The organism is Streptomyces sp. NPDC097617, assembly GCF_044761485.1.
GTDB lineage: Bacteria > Actinomycetota > Actinomycetes > Streptomycetales > Streptomycetaceae > Streptomyces.
In genome coordinates, this window is sequence record NZ_JBIWCL010000017.1 from 79,064 (window position 1) to 97,631 (window position 18,568).

Here is an 18,568-nt window from a genome sequence, read left to right on the forward strand (position 1 = left end):
CAAGGTGACGACACACCTCATACGACGGCCGGCGACGTCCGCCGCCACTGCCCGGGGCCTGCGCCGCGCAACGGAGGGCGTCCGTTGAACCGGGACCTCCTCCTGCACGACTGGCTGGTCGCCGGGATCGCGCTGGCGGCGGGCGCCGCGGCCGGGCTGCTGCTGCGGGCCCTCCTGCGGTGGCTCGGCCGTCACGCCGAGCGGACCCGGTGGCGGGGCGACGACATCATCGTCGACGCGCTGCGCACCATCGCCCCCGGGGCCGCCCTCATCGCCGGCGCGGCGATAGCCGCGACGACCCTGCCGCTCACCGCGCGGCTCGCGGGTTTTGTGAACCAGTCCCTGACCGCGCTGCTCATCCTCATCGCCACGCTCAGCGCGGCGCGGGTCGTCGCGGGACTGGTCCAGTCCGTGGCGGGGGCGCGCACCGGGGTGGCCGGTTCGGCGACGATCTTCGTCAACATCACCCGGATCGTGGTCCTCGTGATGGGCGTCCTCGTCGCCCTGGAGACCCTCGGCGTGTCCATCGCGCCGCTGGTCACCGCCCTCGGAGTGGGCGGCCTGGCGGTGGCCCTGGCCCTCCAGGACACCCTCGCCAACCTCTTCGCAGGCGTGCACATCCTCGCCTCCAAGACCGTGCAGCCCGGTGACTACATCCGGCTGACCAGCGGCGAGGAGGGCTACGTCGTCGACATCAACTGGCGCAACACCGTGGTGCGCAACCTGTCGAACAACCTGGTCATCATCCCCAACGGACGTCTCGCACGGACGAACATGACCAACTTCACCCAGCCGGAGGCCCAGTTCTCGATCCTGGTCCAGGTGGGAGTGGGCTACGAGAGCGATCTGGAGCATGTCGAGCGGGTGACCCTCGACGTGGTCGCCGCCGTGATGGCGGACGTGGACGGCGCCGACCGCGCGCACGAAGGGGCCGTGCGCTTCCACACGTTCGCGGACTCCCGGATCAACTTCACGGTGATCCTGGGCGTCGGCGAGTTCAGCGACCAGTACCGGATCAAGCACGAGTTCATCAAGCGCCTGCACGAGCGGTTCCGGACGGAGGGCATCTCGATCCCGGCCCCGACCCGCACGGTCGCGCTCCACCGGGACGAGCTCCAGGCGCCGCCGTCACCGCACGCGCCGGTCCCGCACCAGCGCGATTCGTCGCCGCTGCTCTCGGACAACGGCCGGTAGCACCGCGCGCCACCGGCCCCCGTGTCGACGCCGGCCGGCGTGGACACGGGGGCCGTTCTCGCCGCGGTGGCAGTTCTCGCCGTAGTGGCCGGAAGGAGCGCGGCGCCCGGGGCCCGCGGGCAAAATTCGCGTCCGGTACGTCAAGACCTCGCCAGGGCGGGTGGCTGCGCCCCTCGCCCTGGGCAGCCTGCCCTCGGACATCTGGCTCTGGTTGAGATCGTCACTTCCGGACGGAGGCAGCACATGCCCGGGTACCGACTCCGCGATCGCACCGCCCTGTTCGGGGCCCTCGTCGTCCCCCTCCTCCTGGCCCTGGCGCTCGTCCCCTTCCGCACGCTGCTGTCCCCGGCGAACGAGGCGCTGGTCCTGGTCGTCGCCGTCGTCGCGGTCGCCGCCTCGGGCACGCGCGCCGCCGCGGCCCTGGCCGCGCTCTCCGCGGCGGCCTCGTTCGGCGTCCTCCTCGTCGCCGGGCCCTACCGGCCGTTCGCCGTCGCCGACCGGGACGGGATCGAGACGGCCGTCCTGCTGCTCGTCGTCGGGCTGGTCGCCGCGCGGTCGGCGGTCCGGGCGCGGCGGCTGGAGGCGGTCGCGGTCACGGGCGCCGCCCACCTGTCCAGCCTCCAGGACACCGCCCGGCTGACCGAGCGGGGCGGTGCGCCGGACGTGGTCGTCGAGTTCGTCCGCCGGGAGCTGATCGGCGTACTGGGGCTGCGCGGCTGCCGCTTCGAGTACGGAACCCTGATCGGTCACCGGCCGCGGCTGGAGCACGACGGCGCACTGCGGCTGCGCCGGGGCCGCGAGGTCACCGGGTACGCCGACTGGCCGGACGGCGAGAGCGAGCTGCGGGCCGTCGGGGGCGGGCACTACTACGGCCGCTTCCTCCTCGATCCCTTCCCCGGCCGCCCGCTGCCGCCCGAGGACACCCGCTCGGTGGCGCTCGCGCTGGCCGCTCTGGCGGGCGCTGCGCTGGACACGGCCGGGATGTACCACCGGGGCTGAGTACGGCTCAGGGAGCGCCCCGGTGGACGCGGGCGAGGATCAGGACGGTGTCGTCGGTCGGCGGTTCGGGCAGCAGGCCGGCCAGGATGCGGTCCGCCATGTCCTCCAACGGTTCCGTACTGTCGGTCAGTTCGCCGCGGAGGGCGTCCAGTCCGGCCTCGATGTCCCGTCCCCGGGCCTCGATGAGGCCGTCGGTGTACAGAGCGAGGGTCGCGTTCTCGGGCAGTTCGATCTCGGTGGTCCGAAACGGGCAGCCGCCGACGCCGAGCGGGACCCCGAGGACCTCGTCGACGGTCTGCACCGTGCCGTCCGGCCGGAGCACCAGGGGCGGGGGGTGGCCGGCGCTGGCGATGCGGGCCCGTCCGGTGCGCGGGTCGTAGACGAGGTACAGGCAGGTCGCGAGCTCGATGCCGGCCTCCTGGGCGCACACGTCGAGCTCGGCGAGCAGGTCGGCCGGCTCGCTGCCGTGGCGGGCCAGGGCTTTGGTCGTGATGCGGAGGTGGCCCATGGCGGCGGCCGCGGACACCCCGTGCCCCATCACGTCGCCCACGACGAGGACGACCCGGCCGTCGGGCAGGTTGATCATGTCGTACCAGTCACCGCCGACCTCGGTGATCCGGCTGCCGGGCACGTACCGGTGGGCGAGGTCCACGTACGGGGTGGCCGCCAGCTTCGTGGGCAGCAGGGCGCGCTGCAGGGTGAGGGCGATGTCCTGGACCCGGCTGTAGAGGCGGGCGTTGTCCAGGCAGATCGCGGCGCGCGAGGCGAGCTCGCCGGCCAGGCTGACGTCCTCCTCGGTGAAGGGCGGACGGGCGGCGGACCGGCCGAACATGGCGATGCCCTGAACGGTGCCCCGGGCGATGAGCGGGGCGACGAGAATGCAGGCCACCCCGCTCTCGCCCATGATCCTCGTGCGTGACTCGGTGACGACGGTCCGGGCCAGGAACTCCTCGTCCACCACCGCCGAGATGGCGCGGCCGGTGCGCAGCATCTCGTGGATGACGGAGCCCGGCGGGTACCGCACCCGCTCCACCCCGCTGACGAGCTCGGTGGCCGGAGCGGGCAGCGTCGTCCCGTGGGCGATCCGGCGGGTGAACAGCGGCCGCGCCGGGTCGAAGTCCTCGGTCTCGTCCATCCATTCCACGATCTCGACCACGGAGCCGTCGCAGAAGTCCGGCATCGACGCGTCGACGAGTTCCTGGGCGGTCAGGTTGACGTCCAGGGTGGTCCCGATACGCGTGGAGGCCCCGTCGAGGAGGGCCAGCCGGCGGCGGCTGGCGGTGGCTTCCAGGATGGCCCGCTCCCGGTCCGTGACGTCGATCATCAGTCCGCCCACGCCGGAGTGGGTGCCGACGGCCCGGCTCAGCGGGAAGAAGCTGACGGACCGGACCTGGTCGCGGTCCGGGTGGCCGCGCGGGCGCACGCCGACCAGGGTGCCCACGACGGGCGCCCCGCCGCGGGCGACGGCCCGGAGCATGCGCTCGTACTCGCCGCCGTCGGACATGATCATGATTTCGTCCATGCGCCGGCCCAGGTGGGCCTCGATCGGCAGGCCGTCCATACCGGCGAGCGCCTGGTTGAGGTGGATGTACCGGAGGTCCTCGTCGACCATGACCAGGCCGATGGGGCAGGTCTCGAAGAGGGCGTCGAGGAAGGCGAGATTGGTCTTGACCCGGTCGAGTTCGTCGCTGCGGCTCGACAGAATCATCACCACCGAGGGGCCGGAACCGGTCACGGAGAAGGACCGGAAGCCGCAGTCGAAGGCCGTTCCGTCGCGATGCCGTGCCGTCAGCCGGCCCCGCCAGTAGCCCTGCGTACGGCCCTGTTCCGTCAGCCGGGCGCACGATGCGGAGCTGCCGCCGGAGGCGTCGGCGAAGAGGAGGGCGCCGGGCCGGGTGAGGACGGCGCCGGGCTCGTACCCGAAGAGGTCGCGGGCGCCGGGCCCCCAGTAGCAGACACGGTCGTCCTCGTCGATGCCGAGGACGGCGACGGGCACGCGCTCCAGCAGCGACCCGGGCTCTGACCAGATCGGGCCGTGGGTCTCCTCGCCCCCCGGCCGAGCCGCTGGCACGAGACGTCCCCTTCCGCAGGCCGTTCCCTCCACCTCATTATGCGGACACCCCCGCTCTCGCGCGGCAGGAGCGGCCCCCTCCCCCGTCCGGGAAACCCCCCGGAACCCCGGTGACACCGTCCGGTCCGGAGTGGAGAATCGGACGGACTGTCGTGAGGCCGAGGGGCGGGGGCGCTGATGGGTCGGGCATTGCGCGTGGGGATCGTGGTTCTGCTGCTGGGGTTCGTGCTCTGGTACGCCTCGTACTGCACGACGATCGCGGTCTGGGAGCTGCGCAAGCTCTTCTCCTGGTTCGCCCTGCCGCTGCTGGCGGTGGCGGGCACCGCGGGGGGCTGGCTGGTGGTGCGGCTGCTGCGGCGCCGTGCCGGGCGCGGTACGGGCGACGGCAGCGCGGGCGTCGTCCTCGGCTGCCTGGGCGCCGTCGTCGGGCTGGGCCTCACCGTCGGCTGGCTGGTGTACGGCTCGTACCTCCAGGACCGTGCGTACATGGCCACCGCGGAGGTCGTGACCACGCCGGTGCCCGACCTGAGCGCCCGGGTACCGTACGTGGCCGGCAAGGCGCAGGCCGCCCCACACCTGGGCGATGTCACCGGTGAGATCGCCGACATCACCTACCTGCCCGACTCGGACCGGTTCGCCACCCTGGTGGAGCGGCGCGGCTGGCTGGCCGGGTACGAGGTGGGCCTCGTGCAGGACGTGCCGCTCGGCGGCGAGAGCCGCAGCCAGGAACGCTGCGCCTTCGACGTGTCCGTGGCGGACGCGAGGATCGGCGGCTGGTTCAGCCACAACCTCGGCAGGAAGATCTCGGCCGAGAAGCGCTGGGTGCGCTTCGAGGCGGACGACGCGTACGTGACCTGCTCGGGCGGCACACCCGTGGTCGTCGTGCCGCTCAAGCGGCAGAGCGGGATCCTCGTCGTGACCGAGCGCCCCGCCGGGGTCGCGCTCTACGACGGGCGCACCGGAAAGCTCACCGTCACCACCGACACCTCCGCCGTTCCCGGTCCGTCCTATCCGATCAGCCTCGCGGCCCGCCAGCGGGAGGGAACGGCCGCGGTGGGCGGCTTCGGCGACTGGTGGTTCGAGCGCAACGGCTGGGACGCCTCCGAGGACGGTGCCAACGAGGGCAACGAGTCCGAGCTCACCCTCCGGTACCGCGAGGAGGCCGGACGCAGCGCGTACGTCACCCCGCTCACGCCGCAGGGCGAGGCCAGTTCGGTCGTGGCCGTCTCCACGGTGCCCACCCGCCACCAGGGCGGCGGGCTCGCACCGATGACCGTCCACCGCCTCGATCCGGCGTGGTCGTCGCCGAAGGCCCTCGTCGCCCTGATCAAGGCCGAGTACCGGGACGTCTGCTGCTACAACGACGACCAGGTGTTCGAGGTCGTGCCCACCGGCGGCGGAACGTGGACGGCCACCGTCGGCAGCGAGCAGAACGTCCGGTACCGGGTGGAGGGGAAGGGCCAGGTGGGCGGCCGCGAGGCGACCTGTCTGAAGGCCGCCGACGGGGCGCTCATCCGGTGCGCGTTCGCGGCGCCCGGCTCGCCCGAGGAAGCGGAGCTCAAACGCCGGGAGCAGGAGAAACAGCAGCAGGCGGGCGCGAAGAACCCGGGGGATCCCGGCGACCTGACGGGCTACACGAACGAGCAACTGGCCGAACTCCAGCGCCGTATGAGCGAGGAAATCGGCCGGCGCCTGAAGTCCGGATGACCGGGGTCCGCACACCGGTCCGACAGGCGGCACCTGCCGGACCGGAGTGCCATCTGGCCTGGCAAATGCGCACGAATATGGCTCATTCACCTCTTGGATGATCCACCGTAGAGATTCCGGCCGGAGTGGCTCGATTCCGTACCCGGAACCAGGTCCCCGCCCGGGGCGGATCCTGGTTCACTGGCCGTGGCCACCACCCTCCGGACCGCTTGGCGGCTCTCGCGGCCCCGGAGGGACCTGGTGCAGGAAGCCCCTGCGCGCCGATCGCGGTGTTCGCCGCGCAGGGGCTCGCCCGGCCGGGCCACACTCCATCGTGGCGCGGCGGGGAGCCGCGTTTTCGACACCCCGGCACCTGTCCGGCCCGCCGGGCTCCCGCATGATCGATGCTCTGCACCGAATCTTCGATCACGGGAGTCCAGTCCTATGTCCGACATCAGCGTGCGTTCCGTGCGGGCCGGGGATTTCGCACAGTGGCGCGAGCTCTACCGCGGCTACGCCGACTTCTACAAGGTCGAGCAGACCGAGGAAGCGGCCGCGACCGTGTGGTCCTGGGTGAACGACCCCGACCACGAGGTCGGCGCCCTGGTGGCCGAGGACACGGAGGGCCGGCTCCTGGGCCTCGCCCACTACCGCCCGTTCGCGCGCCCCCTCTCCGCGACGGTCGGCTGCTTCCTCGACGACCTGTTCGTGGCGCCGGAACACCGCGGCTCGGGCGCCGCCGACCTGCTGCTCGGCGCCCTGCGCGCGCTCGCGGCCGAGCGGGGCTGGAGCGTGGTCCGCTGGATCACCGCCGACGACAACCACCGCGCCCGCGCCAAGTACGACCAGCTGGCCACCCGGACGATGTGGGTCACCTACGACATGACGCCCTGACCCGGCCGTGGACCCGGCGGTCAGGCCGGGAGGTCCAGAAGGACGAGGGGGGTTGTGGTGGGTCGGGGGGAGCCTCCGGTGGGTTCGAGGGTGAGGCCCACCGCCCCGGCGTCGGCCGTGTCGCCGGCGAGGAGGAGGGTGCCGTCCCGGTCGAGGAGACCGGCCGGGCGCATCGTGCCGCCCTGGTCCAGCCAGAGCTGGTACGTCGTACCGGGGACGGGCCGCGGCAGGCCGCTCGCGGTGAAGACGGCCTGGTTGCGCAGGGCTGAGGAAACGACCGCCGTGGAGGCTCCGTTGCTGGTCCGGCCGTAGGTGGCGCGGGCGTCGGGAGCCGCCAGGACCGCGCCGACGGCGTCGAGGCTCTGCTCGATCTGCCGGGCCTGCTGCTCGTAGCGGCGGCTCTCCTGGTTCTGCCAGGCGGCCAGGCCGGCGAACAGTACGGCGGCGGCCACGCTCGCGGCCGCGACGAGCAGGGCGGCCCTGCGGCGCAGCGCGCCGCGCAGCGGGACCGGGGACACGGTGACGGCGCTTCGGGGCGGGAGTTGGCGTACTGCCTCGACGGCTGCCAGGGTCCGCCGCTTCATGGCGGCGGGCGGCGGCTGGGCCACGGCGCCGGCCAGGCGGGCGGCGGTGGCCCGGAACTCGGCCACTTCCCGCACGCACTCCTCGCACCGGGCGAGGTGGGCGGTGAACGGCTCGTGCTCGTCGGTGTCGAGGGCGTTCAGTGCGTAGGCGGCCGTGAGGGCGTGGACGTCGGAACGGCGCTCGTTCATGTGGTCACCCCCATGCAGTCGCGGAGCCGGATCAGTCCGTCGCGCATGCGTGTCTTGACGGTGGGGAGCGGGGTGCGCAGGACCTCGGCGACCTCGCGGTGGGTCAGGCCCCGGTAGTAGGCCAGGGTCACCGCCTGGCGCTGGAGTTCGGTGAGGCCGCGCAGGCAGCGGCGGACCTGTTCGCTGTCCAGGCGGGTCTCGACCTGCTCGGCGACCTCGTCGAACGCCGTCCGGTGCTCGCGCGCGGCCTGGGCGCGTTCCCGGTCGGTGGAGGCCTGGGCGGAGCGGACCCGGTCCACGGCCCGCCGGTGGGCGATGGTCGCGGCCCAGGTGGTGACGCTGCCGGAGTCGGGCCGGTAGCGGGCGGCCTGCCGCCACAGGTCGATCATGACCTCCTGGGCCACTTCCTCCGACTGGGCCCGGTCGCGTACGACCTTGTTCACGAGCCCGAGCACCAGGGGCGCGAGGGCGTCGTACAGGACGGAGAACGCCTCGGTATCGCCCTGGGCCACCTGCCGCATGACCTCGGGCAGGTCGCCGGGACCTGCGCCGCCGGTGCGGCCGGTGCGGTCGGCGCGGTCGGCGCGGTCGGCACGGTCGGCGCGGTCGGCGCGGTCGGGATCGAAACGGTCCGGCCGGTTCACCGGACGCAGGGCCGGCCGGGGGCGGTCGGCCGGGGTCGGGGTGTCCATCGCATGGTGTTCCTTGTCCGGAGAGGCGACCGGGGACCGGAGACCCGCAGGGTGGTCCGGCCGCAGATCCAGGGGGTGGGTCTGCTGGTTCGTAGCGGACGGGCGTGCGGATGGGAGCGCGTTCATCGGGCGCCGGGCATCGGGCGACCGATGCCCGGCTCAGCCGTCCGGCCAGCTGATCACGGCGATGACCTGCTTGCCGCGAGGTGACCGGCTCACGAAGACGTCGGCGCCGAGCGCCCGGACGATCTGCAGCCCGCGCCCCCGGGTGGCGAGAGGCCCGTGGCCGTCGCCGCGCCGGGGCAGGGAGACGGAGCCGTCGCTGACGCAGATGCCCGCCCGGCCCCTGTCGAGGCTGATCGTGAGCGCGTACGGGGGCATGGCGTGCCGGACCGCGTTGGTGACCAGCTCGGAGGCGATGAGCAGGATGTCGCAGGCGGTCTCCTGCGGGCAGCGGCCGGGGTGCAGGTCCAGGGCGCGAGCGGCGCTCCGGCGGGCTTCCCGGGCGGCCTGCGGGCCCGACGGCAGGGGGTGGTGCACGGTCCTCGGCCGTGCCGGGGGTGCGATTGCGGTGTCCATGACTTTCCTCGCTGTGCCGGGAACGGACGGGGCTCCGGGGCGGTGACCCCGGAACCCCGTGGTGCCGGTGCGGCGCTACCACTTGCTGTGGCAGTTCCAGTGGCCCGGGACCCAGTGGTTCTTGGAGTGGCTCTTGCCCCACCAGCCGTCGTGCCCGTTGCCGTGATGCCACGTCGACTCCCAGTGGCTCTTCACCCAGGTGCACCGCTCATGGCGGTCCCACCGGTCCCACCGGTCCCACCGGTTCTGGCGGTGGTCACGGTTGCGGTCGCGATCACGGTCGTGGTCGCCGGTGAGCGTCGAACTCACCGCGGTGGATGCCGCCGGGGCGGCGTTCGCGGTGCCGGAGAGGCCCAGCAGCGACCCGCCGGCCAGGAGCCCGGCGGACGCGGCCCCCACGATCACGCGCCGTGCGGTCAGCGAACCGGTCATCGCACTCACCTCCTTCCCTTCATCGGACGGTCGGTTCCGCGGCCCCTTGTGCCTCAGGAGCCTCATCGGGGATTCGCCACGAACGGGGTGAGGGATTGGAAAAACCTCACAGAAGTACAAACCACCTCTTCGTCGCCGGCGGCGCGGCACGCCCCCGCCGGGCCCCTGGTCGTCACCGGTACGGCCCGCTACACCTTCGACGTCGAGGTGCCCGGGCTGCTGCACATGAAGCTGCTGCGCTCCCCGCATCCGCACGCCCGGATCGTCGACATCGACATCCGGGACGCCCTCCAGGTCCCGGGCGTGCACGCCGTGTTCACCCACCACGACGCCCCCGACCGGCTGCACTCCTCCGCCCGCCACGAGCACCCGACCGAGGACCCGATGGACACCCGGGTCCTGGACGACGTGGTCCGCTTCGTCGGCCAGCGCGTCGCGGCCGTGGTCGCGACGCGCGAGCAGGCCGCCGAGGAGGGCTGCCGCCGCGTGGTGGTTACGTACGAGGAGCTCCCGTACGTGATCGACCCGGAGAAGGCGATGCTCCCGGGTGCCCCGGTCATCCACCCCAAGGGCCCCGAGTCGGGGATCTTCCGCGCCGAGAACAACGTGTGCGGCGAGGTCCACCACACGATCGGCGACATGGAGACGGGCTACGCGGAGGCGGACGTCGTCCACGAGGAGACCTTCCGGACCCAGCGCGTGCAGCACGCCAGCCTGGAGACCCACGGCAGTGTCGCGTACTTCGAACCGAAGGAGGAGGGCGACGGCGAGCGCATCACCGTCCGCTCCTCCACGCAGGCGCCCTTCCTGACCCGGCGGGCACTGTGCGCCCTCTACGACCTCGGTGAGGACGAGGTCCGCGTCGTCGCGGGCCGCGTGGGTGGCGGGTTCGCGAACAGCACCGTGCCGAGGTGGTGTTCGACTGCGCGACCAACGGACCGCAGCACCACGTCTTCGAGGGCGTGCTGCTGCGCGACGTGGTCACGAGCGCGGGACCGGGCTTCGACGCCCGCCGCCGCAAGGACCGGTCGGGCTTCCTGCTCACCGTCAGCGGCGGGGACGGCCACCGCACCGTCCTCGCCTGGGCCGAGCTCGACGCCGACTTCGGCGACAGCCCGGTACTGCTCGCCACCCGCTTGGACGGGGAGGACCTGGACGGGTCCGGGGCCCAGCTCGTGGTCCCCTCGGACCGGTGCGGGGGGCGCTACGTCAGCGCGGTCACGCACGTGTGGTTCGGCTCCGTGACGGCGCCGGAGCTCTGAGACCCCGCCCGCGGGTCAGGCGATCGCCAGGGAGATCTCGGTCGACTTGATCAGCGCCACGACGGAGGTACCGGCGGACAACCGCAGCGCCTCCACGGCGTCGGCGGTGACGGCCGCGGTCAGGACCCCGCCGCTCACATTGACCTTCACGGCGGCCATGGCCGGCCCGGTGGCGACCTCGGCCACCGTGCCGGTGATCTGGTTGCGGATGGAGATGTTCTCGACCGGGCCGGTGGCCAGGGCCACGTCGGTGGCCTTGACGAGCACCTGCACGGCGGAGCCCACCGTGACGCCGAGGTCCGTGACGGCGTCGGCGGTGATGGCCGCGGTGATCTCCTGCCCCCGGCTCAGCCGGACCTTGACCGTCGCCATGGCGGCGCCGACGGTGACGGAGGTGACGGTGCCCGCGAGCTGGTTGCGGATGCTCAGACTCATGACGGTTCGACCTCGTGCTCAGGCGCCTCGCGCGGTCCGGCGGGGCCGCACGGAACCGACCGTAGACCCGGCCGCACCGGTGCGCGTCGCCCCCGCGCGGCAGAGCGCCACAACCACCCGACCGGCTGGCCCCCGTACGGGCACGCGTCCCCGGCAGAACCGAATCCCGGCCGCCGGGAACCCCGGGCGCCCCGCATCCGACTACTGCCCCGTGGGAGGCGGAGATCCGCCTTCCCTCGCAGCGGAGGACGATCGCCGGGAGCGTGTGATGGGCGGGCTGGATGTGCGGATGCGGGAGGTCGTGTGCCGACACGGCCGGACGGAGGCCGTCGCCGACGTCGATCTGGAGATCGCCGCCGGTGAACGCGTGGCCCTGACCGGCACGAACGGCTCGGGCAAGACGACGCTGCTGCGCGCAGTCCTCGGCCTGCACCGGCAGACCACGGGCTCGATCCTGGTCGGTGGCCGGGAGGGCAGGTCGCCCGCCGAGTGGGCCTGGCGGCGGCGCGCCTGCGCCTGGATCCCGCAGAAGCCGGCCGCCGGCCGCTTCCCCCTGCTCGGCGCCGAACTGCTGGCCGGCAGCCACGCTCCGGCGCAGGCGACCGAGGCGGCGCGGCGGCTCGGTGTGGGCCCCCTCGTCGGGCGGCCCCTGCACACCCTCTCCGGCGGCCAGTTGCAGCGCATGTACCTGGCCCGGGCGATCGGATGCATCGCCGCGGGGGCCGAGTTGCTCCTGGCGGACGAACCGACCGCCGCCCTCGACTTCGACGGGCAGTCGGAGGCCGCGGACGTCCTCACCTCCCTGCCGGTGACCCTCATCGTGGTGACGCACGACCGGGCGCTGGCCGACCGCTGCGACCGCGTCCTGGAGATGGCCGCGGGCCGTCTGCGGGAGGTGCGGTGAGCGCCGCCGTGCACCTGGCCACCGCCGACCTCGGCGAACTCCTCCGGCTGCTGCCCGTCCAACGGGCCGGTGCGGCCCTGCTGCTGGCCGCGATCGGCCTGCCCGTCATCGGTGTGGTCATCGTCGGGCTGGACATCATGCCGGTGCGGTTCGCGATGATGCACGTGGCGCTGCTGGGCATCGCCGTCGGCCTGCTCACCGGGCTCGACCCGATGCTGTGCGCGCTGGTGGCCTGTGCGCTCGCCGGCGCGGGGGTGGCCCCGCTCGCCCGGACCCCGGACGGCCTGTCGGGGGCGATGGGCCTGCTGATGAGCCTGGCCATCGCCGCGGCGCTGCTTCTGCTGGCCGTGTCGGGGGTCAACGCCTCCGGCGCCTTCGCCCTTCTGTGGGGCTCGATCCTGTCGGTGGGCACCGCCGACCTCGCCGTCCTCGGCGTACTGGCCGTCGTCGTGCCGGGCCTGTTCTGGTGGCGGCGGGGCGAGATCGGCCTGCTGCTGTACGACCGCGAACTCGCCCAGTGCTCCGGCGTGCCCGTCCGGGCGCTGACGGCCGCGCTGCTGGTGCTCGTCGCCATCGCCGTCGCCGGGGCGATCAAGCTCACCGGCGCACTGCTCGTCGACGCCCTGACCCTGCTGCCCGCGCTCGCCGCGCGCCGCCTGGGCGGCTCGCTGAAGTCGATCACCCTGTGGGCGGTCGGCATCGGCGTCGCGGTGAACCTGACGGGGTTCCTGCTGGCCCTGTGGCTGGACTGGCCGCCCGGCCCGGTCCTCGTCCTGACCGCGGGGGCACTGGTCCTCGCGGTGCATTTCATACCCGAACGGAGAATCAGCTCATGGCGCGCACCCGCGTCCGTATCCCTTCCCTCCTCGCACTGAGCGCGGCCCTCCTCCTGACCGCCGCCTGCGGGAACAACGACAACCCGACCGAGGACTCCGCCGCGAGCCCGAAGGACGGCAAGCCGTCCGTGGTCGTCACCACCACGTGGGAGGGCGCCTTCGCGAAGGCCGCGGGCGCCGAGGACATCACGGTCATCGTGCCGCAGTCCGTCCACCACGCCCCCGACTACGACCCCAAGCCGTCGGACCTCGCGGCCGTGGCCAAGGCCGACTTCGTGCTGTACGCGCCCTTCGAGCCGTACGCGGCGAAGATCAAGGAGGCCGCGGGGTCCAAGGCGAAGCTGGTCGAGGTGGAGCTCGACAACGACCCCACCAAGGTGTCCGCCGAAGTCGGCCGGCTGGCCGGGCTCTTCGGCACCGCCGAGGCCGCCACGCAGTGGAAGACCGGCTTCGACACCGAGTACGCGAAGCTGAACCAGGAGCTCCAGGCCGCGTGGCCCGGCGGCCGCAGCCCCTCCGTCGTCACCCAGGTCTTCACCGCGTGGTCGGCGAAGCTCGCGGGCGCCACCGCGGTGGGCACGTACGGACCCGAGGCCGTGACCCCGGCGCAGCTGGCCGATCTCTCGGCGAAGAAGCCGCAGCTGGTGCTGGACAACGCGCACATGTCCACGGGCACGGTGCTGCCCGACTCCGGCGCCAAACAGGTGAAGATCGTCAACTACCCGGGCGAGGACCTGGACCTGCTGACGGTGTACCGCAACGCCGCGGCCGAGCTGAAGAAGGCCATGGGCGGCTCCTGAACCCGTGTTAGAAGCCGCGTGACGGCACGCCGGGCGCGCTCGGCATGCCGTCGGCCCGTCCGCCCCGGCGCTCCGCCACCATGACTGCGCCGCTACGACCCCACGGGCCTGTTCCGCTACGACCAGGCGATCGGCGTCGGGACCGCCTGACCTCACGGGGTCCTCAGCCGTCCGGGGCCCGGGCCGGCGCGGCGTCCAGTTCCCCGGGGCCGCCCGAGGCCGGCGGCCGCGGGGACCGGCCGGTTCAGGCGGCCGACCAGGGAACCCGGCAAGCGTGGGGGCGCTCCCCCTCCGGGCAGAGGGCCTTGATCACTGCCTTGTGCATCGCCCGCCGGGTCCGCAGGGAGCACACCAGGCGGACGCGCAGCTCGACCGGTCGGCGTTCGCCGCTGCCGCGACCGGGATGCTCCACGGCCCACTGCCGCGCGAGGTAGTCGTACGCGTCGGCGGTCGTCAGCCCGCTCCCGGGAAAGGTGTGCGCGACGGTCGCGCCGACGATCCGGACGTTGCGGGAGGGCACGGCGTCCTCGACGAGGCTCTCGACCCACGCCAGCCCCTGCTCGTCCGCGTACAGGCCGAATGTCATTTTCCGCGTCCTCATCGCGTCAACCCTTCGTGATGCTCGGCATCGCCCTTGGCGAAGACGGTGGCGAACCAGGAGAACACGGGGGCGAGCGTGGGCGAGGGGGGCCATCCGTTGACCGTGGCCAGGAGGTGCCAGTAGCGCTCGGCGTGCGGCTCGGCGCCCGCCCGGAGGCGGGCCAGGAGCCAGCGGCGCAGGTCGCCCTCGTCGGCGCATTCGAAGGCGTGGGCGTAGAGGCCGCCCAGTGAGTCGGCGAGGAACACGCCTCTGGCCGAGGCCGGCAGGAGGCCGGCGGACACGGCCTCGTCGATCCGTTCGCGCATGGCCCGGTTGAGGACGTCGTGCAGCGTGCCGGCGTCCTGCCGGTCGGGCTCCCGCGCCTGCTCCTCGGCCGTGCGGCGGATCGCGGCACGGAAGTCCTCGTCCTCGCAGAGTCCGGCGAGTTCCACCCAGGCCTCGACCTGTTCGGGCGTGGGATCGTCGGGAAGCTCCGGGACCACGGACCGCAACATGGCCTCGAACTCGGGGTTGGCGTGGCCGACTTCGAAGGCCTCGTCGATGAATCCGGAGACGATCCGGTGTCGTTCGGTCCGGGAGAGCGTGGCGAGTCGGTGCATGAGGTCCCTCTCCATGGGGGTGGGGCGGCGCCGGGCGACCGCGCGGAGTACGGCCCGGCGCAGGCGCAGCGTGCGGATCTGCACGTCCAGGGCCTTGGCGTGGGCTGCTGCGACGTCGGGCAGGGATGCCTCCCGGTCCGGCACCCTGCGCACCGTCGCGGCAGGTCCCCGCGAAACCGCGGGGCAGGGTCCCGGCGGCAGGGCCCGCCGCCGGGACCCGGGCGTCAGCCCGCCTGGGCGAGCGGGGCCTCGGCCAGGCGCTCGCGCAGCGCCGCCCGGTCCGGCTTTCCGGCTGCCGTCAGGGGCAGTTCCGCGATCAGCAGGAGCCGCTCGGGGTGCTTGCGCCGCTCCAGGCCGCGCCGCGTGAGGTGTTCGCCGAGGGAGGCGAGGGTGGGGTGCTGCCCGGCCCGGGGCACGACGCAGGCGGCCAGCCGCTCCCCCATCAGCGGGTCGGGAACGCCCACGCAGGCCACGTCCCGGATCTGGGGGTGCGCGGTGAGCTCGCGTTCCACCTCGGCCGGGCTGATGTTGGCGCCGCCGCGGATGACGATGTCCTTGAGGCGGCCGACGATGTGCAGGACGCTGTCGGAGTCGAGGTATCCGAGGTCACCGGTGCGGACCCAGCCGTCGGGCGTCCGGTAGCGGGCGTCGAGGTCGGGGGCGCCCACGTAGCACAGCGGGGTCATCGGTCCGCGCGAGATGATCTCGCCGACGGCGCCGTCGGGCAGCGGTTCGTGCGTCTGCGGGTCGGCGATGCGGATCTCGGCGACCCGGGGGTCGGGATGGCCGGCGACCACCCCGGTCCCGTCGGTGGGCGGCACCGTACTGCCCAGCCCCGTGTGGCAGTTGACCCCGTCGGCGGAGCCGTAGAGGTTGACCACCGGGCAGCCGAAGGCAGCGGCGGCGGCGGCCGCGGTGGTCTCGTCGAGCGGCGCCCCGCCGAGGACGAGCGCGGTGGGCGCGGGCAGCTTCTCGCCCGTCCCCTCGAGGCGTTCGAGCATCATGCGGACCATGGTGGGCACGCCGAGGATGTGCGTCGGCCGGTGTTCGCGTACCGCCTCGATCGCCGCCTCCGGGGTGAAGCGGTCGAGCAGGACGAGCGTGCCGCCGTGCCGGGCGAGGGTGACGGCGGTGCCGTTGGACCCGAAGGCGGAGGCCAGCGGTACGAGGAAGAGGCAGCTCGGCGGGGTGCGGTCCGGGATGAGGGAGGCGAGGAAGTTTCCGCGGCCGCCGGCCAGCGCGTTGTGCGAGTACGCGATCATCTTCGGCTCCGCCTCGGAACCGGAGGAGACGAGGATGCGGGCGGCACTGTCGGGGTCGGGCCGGGCGGGGGCGAAACCGCTGGGGTCGCAGCGCAGCAGCGCGGAGAGCAAAATCGTTCCTTCGGGCGCGACCGGCCCCGCGGCGATGACATGGCGCAGGGCCGGCAGGGTGCCGGCGAGCGTGCTCAGGTCGGCCGCGTGCCGGAACTCCCGGTACTCGGTCGCCGCGATGACGGCGACGGCCTCGGCGCGGCGCAGCAGGCACTCGGCTTCGAGGACCCCGCGGCCCACCGGGAACGGGAGCGCGATCGCGCCGAGCGCGGCCAGCGCCAGGTCCGCGATGACGGCGCTGCGGTTGTTGGGCAGTTGCACGCCGACCACGTCGCCCGGGCCGATGCCGAGTTCCCGCAGGCCGGCGGCCAGACATCGGACCTTGCGGTCCAGCGCGGTGTAGCAGAGCCTGCCCTTGGCGTCGATGACGGCCGTCCGGTGCAGATCGGCGATCTGGCGCGCCCGGAAGAGGCTGTAGAGGTCGAGGTCGGGGCAGGTCCCGTCGACCACCCAGGACCGGCGCAGTTCGGCGGGCAGCAGATCGTGCAGTACGAGCCTGTCGGCGGTCATACGAAGCTCCAGGGGTCGGGGACTGCGGGGGCGCCGTGCGCATCGCGGCTGATCGAACCGGTGAAGCGCGGATCGCGGTGCAGGTCGGACAGCTCGGTGGTGACCGCGGTCGCGGTCAGCCCGTGCTCGTGCAGCCGGGCCAGGGCCTCGGTGGTGGACAGGCCGCTCAGGTCGTGGGCGGCAGCGGCCCGGGCATCGCGGTCGGCGGGAGCGAGCCAGCCGTCCGCCGTCGGCCGCGGGAGCCGGAATCCGGCCGGCCGACGGGGGTTCTCGCCGCGGGCCGCCCGGCGCAGGGCCGGGGCGGTCAGCGTGTCGGCCGCGCCGAGCAGGGAGGAGTCCACCCGCACGCCGTGGCCGGTGCGTTCGCGCAGCAGGAGCCCGGCGAGGACGGCTTCGGCGCCCAGCAGCCCGCCCAGCACGTCGAGCAGGGTCATGAGTGACGGCGCCGGGGGTTCTCCCTCGGGTCGGGCCGCCTCCCCGACGCCCGTACGGGCCTGGACCATGAAGTCGGTGCCCATGGGGGCGTCCTCGATCCGGTCCGCCCAGCCGCTGGTGTACGCGTAGACGAGCGCGGGGTTGACCCGTGCGAGGTCCTCGCAGTCCAGGCCGAGCTCGGCGGCCTTGCCCGGGGCCCAGTTGTGCAGGAAGACATCGGCCCCTGCGGCCAGTTCCCGCAACCGCCGCCGGTCCGCCTCGCTCTTGATGTCGATCTCGACGGCCCGCTTGCCCCGGTTGAGGGCGAGCCAGCGCGCCGAGATCCCGGAACAGGCCGGGGGCATGCCGCGCAGCGGGTCGCCGCCCGGCGGTTCGATCCGGATCACGTCCGCGCCGAGGCGCCCGAGCAGGTGCGCCGCCAGCGGTGCCTGGATACGGCGGCCCGCCTCCAGCACGGTCAGTCCGGCGAGCGGCCCGTCGGCGGGGAGGCCGGTCGGGGCCCCTGCGGCCGGGCGGCTCGACCCGACGGCCATGAGGCCGACGGACGTCGGTGCCAGCGACCAGGGGGCCGCGCCGTCGTGTTCGGCGGCCCGTTCCGCGAGCGGGCGCAGGGCGCACACCTCGGCGCCGAACGCGGCCGCGGCCCGGCGGATCCGCTCCCAGGAATGGCTGCGCGCTGTGAGGTGCAGGGCCACCGGGAAGGGGGCGCAGGCGGTGGCGTAACGGAACTGGAAGGGCCGCCAGCCGGTCCGCAGGGCCTCCGCGGGTGCCTCCAGCGCCTTCCAGAAGGCTGCCCAGGCGCCCGGGTCGAGCGTCTCCAGTTCGAAGAGGATCCCGTCGGAGGAGGTGAACGGTGGTCCTCCTGGGGCGAGTTCGGACGCTTCGCCCTCGTCGGCCCCGGCGGCAGCGAGGTACTGGGAGACGGCGAGCAGCCCCGCCCGGTCCGCGCCGGTGGTGACCGTGCGGGCGGCGGCGCCGCGGGCCTGGCCCACGAGGGCCGCGAGCAGCCCCTGCACGGTCAGGATGCCGGTGGCGGTGGCCGCGTAGTCGACGGCGAGGCCGCGCGGGCTGCCGTCGCGCCGGCCGTGCACGGCCATGATGCCGGTGGCGGCCTGCACCGTGGCCTCGTCGGTGAGCCCGCTCGCGGGATCCGCCCAGACGGCGGTCGCGAGCGCCGGATCGAAGCCGCCACCGGTCATGGTGATGGTGGTCGCGCCCGCGGTGCCTGTGCGGGTGGTGCTGGTGATGCCCGTGCGGGTGGTGCCGCCGGCGCCGGCGCCGGTGGACGCGTCCCCCGGTCGGGGACGGTCCGTCCGTGCTCCGAGCAGCCGCAGGTGGTCGGCGACGACGCTCGCGATCTGCGGGGGTCCCGAGGTGTCGAAGCGCAGTGTGTCGAGCGGCCGGACCGTCTGCGTGGTTGCTGGTGACGCCATGCCTCTCCTCTCCTGGCCCGGCGGTGGCCGGCGCCCGGGTCTTGCCGAAAGTGGGGAACC

The 18,568-nt window shown here is 73.7% G+C and carries 17 protein-coding genes and 2 pseudogenes; 9 read left to right on the forward strand and 10 right to left on the reverse strand.

All coding sequences use genetic code 11. The annotated features are described in order from the left end of the window. The first annotated feature begins 84 nt into the window (after positions 1-84). Together ACIQZO_RS25190 and ACIQZO_RS25195 are read left to right on the forward strand one after the other, a co-directional pair. On the forward strand, positions 85-1,194 hold the full coding sequence (locus ACIQZO_RS25190; RefSeq protein ID WP_403629960.1) for a mechanosensitive ion channel family protein: 1,110 nt from the start codon (positions 85-87) through the stop codon (positions 1,192-1,194). Positions 1,195-1,437: 243 nt separating this feature from the next. Next, positions 1,438-2,193 (forward strand): DUF4118 domain-containing protein, encoded by a 756-nt coding sequence (locus ACIQZO_RS25195; protein ID WP_403629963.1) that lies wholly within the window; start codon positions 1,438-1,440, stop codon positions 2,191-2,193. A gap of 7 nt (positions 2,194-2,200) precedes the next feature. Here the strand turns inward: ACIQZO_RS25195 and ACIQZO_RS25200 are convergent, their stop codons facing one another. Further along, entirely contained in the window at positions 2,201-4,264 is a 2,064-nt protein-coding gene (locus tag ACIQZO_RS25200; RefSeq protein WP_403629966.1) for a SpoIIE family protein phosphatase, read from the reverse strand. A 195-nt stretch (positions 4,265-4,459) separates the two neighbouring features. On the opposite strand from ACIQZO_RS25200, the gene ACIQZO_RS25205 reads away from it, so the two are divergent. Then, positions 4,460-5,971: a hypothetical protein gene (locus tag ACIQZO_RS25205; RefSeq protein ID WP_403629968.1), complete on the forward strand. Its 1,512-nt coding sequence runs from the start codon at positions 4,460-4,462 to the stop codon at positions 5,969-5,971. A 423-nt stretch (positions 5,972-6,394) separates the two neighbouring features. Next, positions 6,395-6,844: a GNAT family N-acetyltransferase gene (locus ACIQZO_RS25210; protein WP_403629971.1), complete on the forward strand. Its 450-nt coding sequence runs from the start codon at positions 6,395-6,397 to the stop codon at positions 6,842-6,844. Positions 6,845-6,864: 20 nt separating this feature from the next. On the opposite strand, the gene ACIQZO_RS25215 is transcribed toward ACIQZO_RS25210, so the two are convergent. The 4 genes from ACIQZO_RS25215 to ACIQZO_RS25230 all read right to left on the reverse strand — a co-directional run bounded on the left by ACIQZO_RS25215 (position 6,865) and on the right by ACIQZO_RS25230 (position 9,320). After that, a complete protein-coding gene (locus ACIQZO_RS25215) occupies positions 6,865-7,617 on the reverse strand; it encodes an anti-sigma factor domain-containing protein (RefSeq protein ID WP_403629973.1) in 753 nt (250 codons plus the stop codon). After that, on the reverse strand, positions 7,614-8,309 hold the full coding sequence (gene sigK, locus ACIQZO_RS25220; RefSeq protein WP_403629976.1) for an ECF RNA polymerase sigma factor SigK: 696 nt from the start codon (positions 8,307-8,309) through the stop codon (positions 7,614-7,616). Before sigK ends, ACIQZO_RS25215 begins: the two co-directional genes overlap by 4 nt. Positions 8,310-8,468: 159 nt before the next feature. Continuing rightward, positions 8,469-8,888, reverse strand: coding sequence for an ATP-binding protein (locus tag ACIQZO_RS25225; protein ID WP_403629979.1), 420 nt, complete (start codon positions 8,886-8,888; stop codon positions 8,469-8,471). Between the two features lie 75 nt (positions 8,889-8,963). Beyond that, positions 8,964-9,320 carry a hypothetical protein gene (locus tag ACIQZO_RS25230; protein WP_403629982.1) on the reverse strand — a complete coding sequence of 119 codons (357 nt, stop codon included), beginning with the start codon at positions 9,318-9,320 and terminating at the stop codon, positions 8,964-8,966. A 150-nt stretch (positions 9,321-9,470) separates the two neighbouring features. On the opposite strand from ACIQZO_RS25230, the pseudogene ACIQZO_RS25235 reads away from it, so the two are divergent. Both ACIQZO_RS25235 and ACIQZO_RS25240 read left to right on the forward strand, forming a co-directional pair. Then, positions 9,471-10,211 (forward strand): annotated as a pseudogene (locus tag ACIQZO_RS25235) (xanthine dehydrogenase family protein molybdopterin-binding subunit); the annotation flags it as partial. Continuing rightward, positions 10,199-10,582: pseudogene (locus tag ACIQZO_RS25240) on the forward strand (molybdopterin-dependent oxidoreductase); the annotation flags it as partial. The pseudogenes ACIQZO_RS25235 and ACIQZO_RS25240, both read left to right, overlap by 13 nt. A gap of 15 nt (positions 10,583-10,597) precedes the next feature. On the opposite strand, the gene ACIQZO_RS25245 reads toward ACIQZO_RS25240, so the two are convergent. Further along, entirely contained in the window at positions 10,598-11,017 is a 420-nt protein-coding gene (locus ACIQZO_RS25245) for a molybdopterin-binding protein (protein ID WP_403629985.1), read from the reverse strand. 268 nt (positions 11,018-11,285) lie between these two features. On the opposite strand from ACIQZO_RS25245, the gene ACIQZO_RS25250 reads away from it, so the two are divergent. From ACIQZO_RS25250 to ACIQZO_RS25260, 3 genes are read left to right on the forward strand one after another with little or no spacing between them, the layout of a single operon-like run. After that, entirely contained in the window at positions 11,286-11,921 is a 636-nt protein-coding gene (locus ACIQZO_RS25250; RefSeq protein WP_403629988.1) for a metal ABC transporter ATP-binding protein, read from the forward strand. Beyond that, entirely contained in the window at positions 11,918-12,796 is an 879-nt protein-coding gene (locus tag ACIQZO_RS25255; protein WP_403629991.1) for a metal ABC transporter permease, read from the forward strand. Before ACIQZO_RS25250 ends, ACIQZO_RS25255 begins: the two co-directional genes overlap by 4 nt. Beyond that, complete coding sequence (locus ACIQZO_RS25260) at positions 12,754-13,557, forward strand: metal ABC transporter solute-binding protein, Zn/Mn family (protein WP_403629994.1); 804 nt, start codon at positions 12,754-12,756, stop codon at positions 13,555-13,557. Before ACIQZO_RS25255 ends, ACIQZO_RS25260 begins: the two co-directional genes overlap by 43 nt. 244 nt (positions 13,558-13,801) lie before the next feature. Here ACIQZO_RS25260 and ACIQZO_RS25265 read toward each other — a convergent pair whose 3' ends face one another. The 4 genes from ACIQZO_RS25265 to ACIQZO_RS25280 form a co-directional block, all read right to left on the reverse strand. Further along, on the reverse strand, positions 13,802-14,143 hold the full coding sequence (locus ACIQZO_RS25265) for a hypothetical protein (protein WP_403629996.1): 342 nt from the start codon (positions 14,141-14,143) through the stop codon (positions 13,802-13,804). Between the two features lie 11 nt (positions 14,144-14,154). Then, the gene (locus ACIQZO_RS25270; protein WP_403629999.1) at positions 14,155-14,901 is read right to left on the reverse strand and encodes a MerR family transcriptional regulator; all 747 of its coding nucleotides are present in this window, start codon (positions 14,899-14,901) and stop codon (positions 14,155-14,157) included. Positions 14,902-14,981: 80 nt separating this feature from the next. Beyond that, positions 14,982-16,640 carry a class I adenylate-forming enzyme family protein gene (locus ACIQZO_RS25275; protein ID WP_403630002.1) on the reverse strand — a complete coding sequence of 553 codons (1,659 nt, stop codon included), beginning with the start codon at positions 16,638-16,640 and terminating at the stop codon, positions 14,982-14,984. Further along, entirely contained in the window at positions 16,637-18,508 is a 1,872-nt protein-coding gene (locus ACIQZO_RS25280) for a CoA transferase (protein WP_403630005.1), read from the reverse strand. Before ACIQZO_RS25280 ends, ACIQZO_RS25275 begins: the two co-directional genes overlap by 4 nt. Positions 18,509-18,568: the final 60 nt, after the last annotated feature.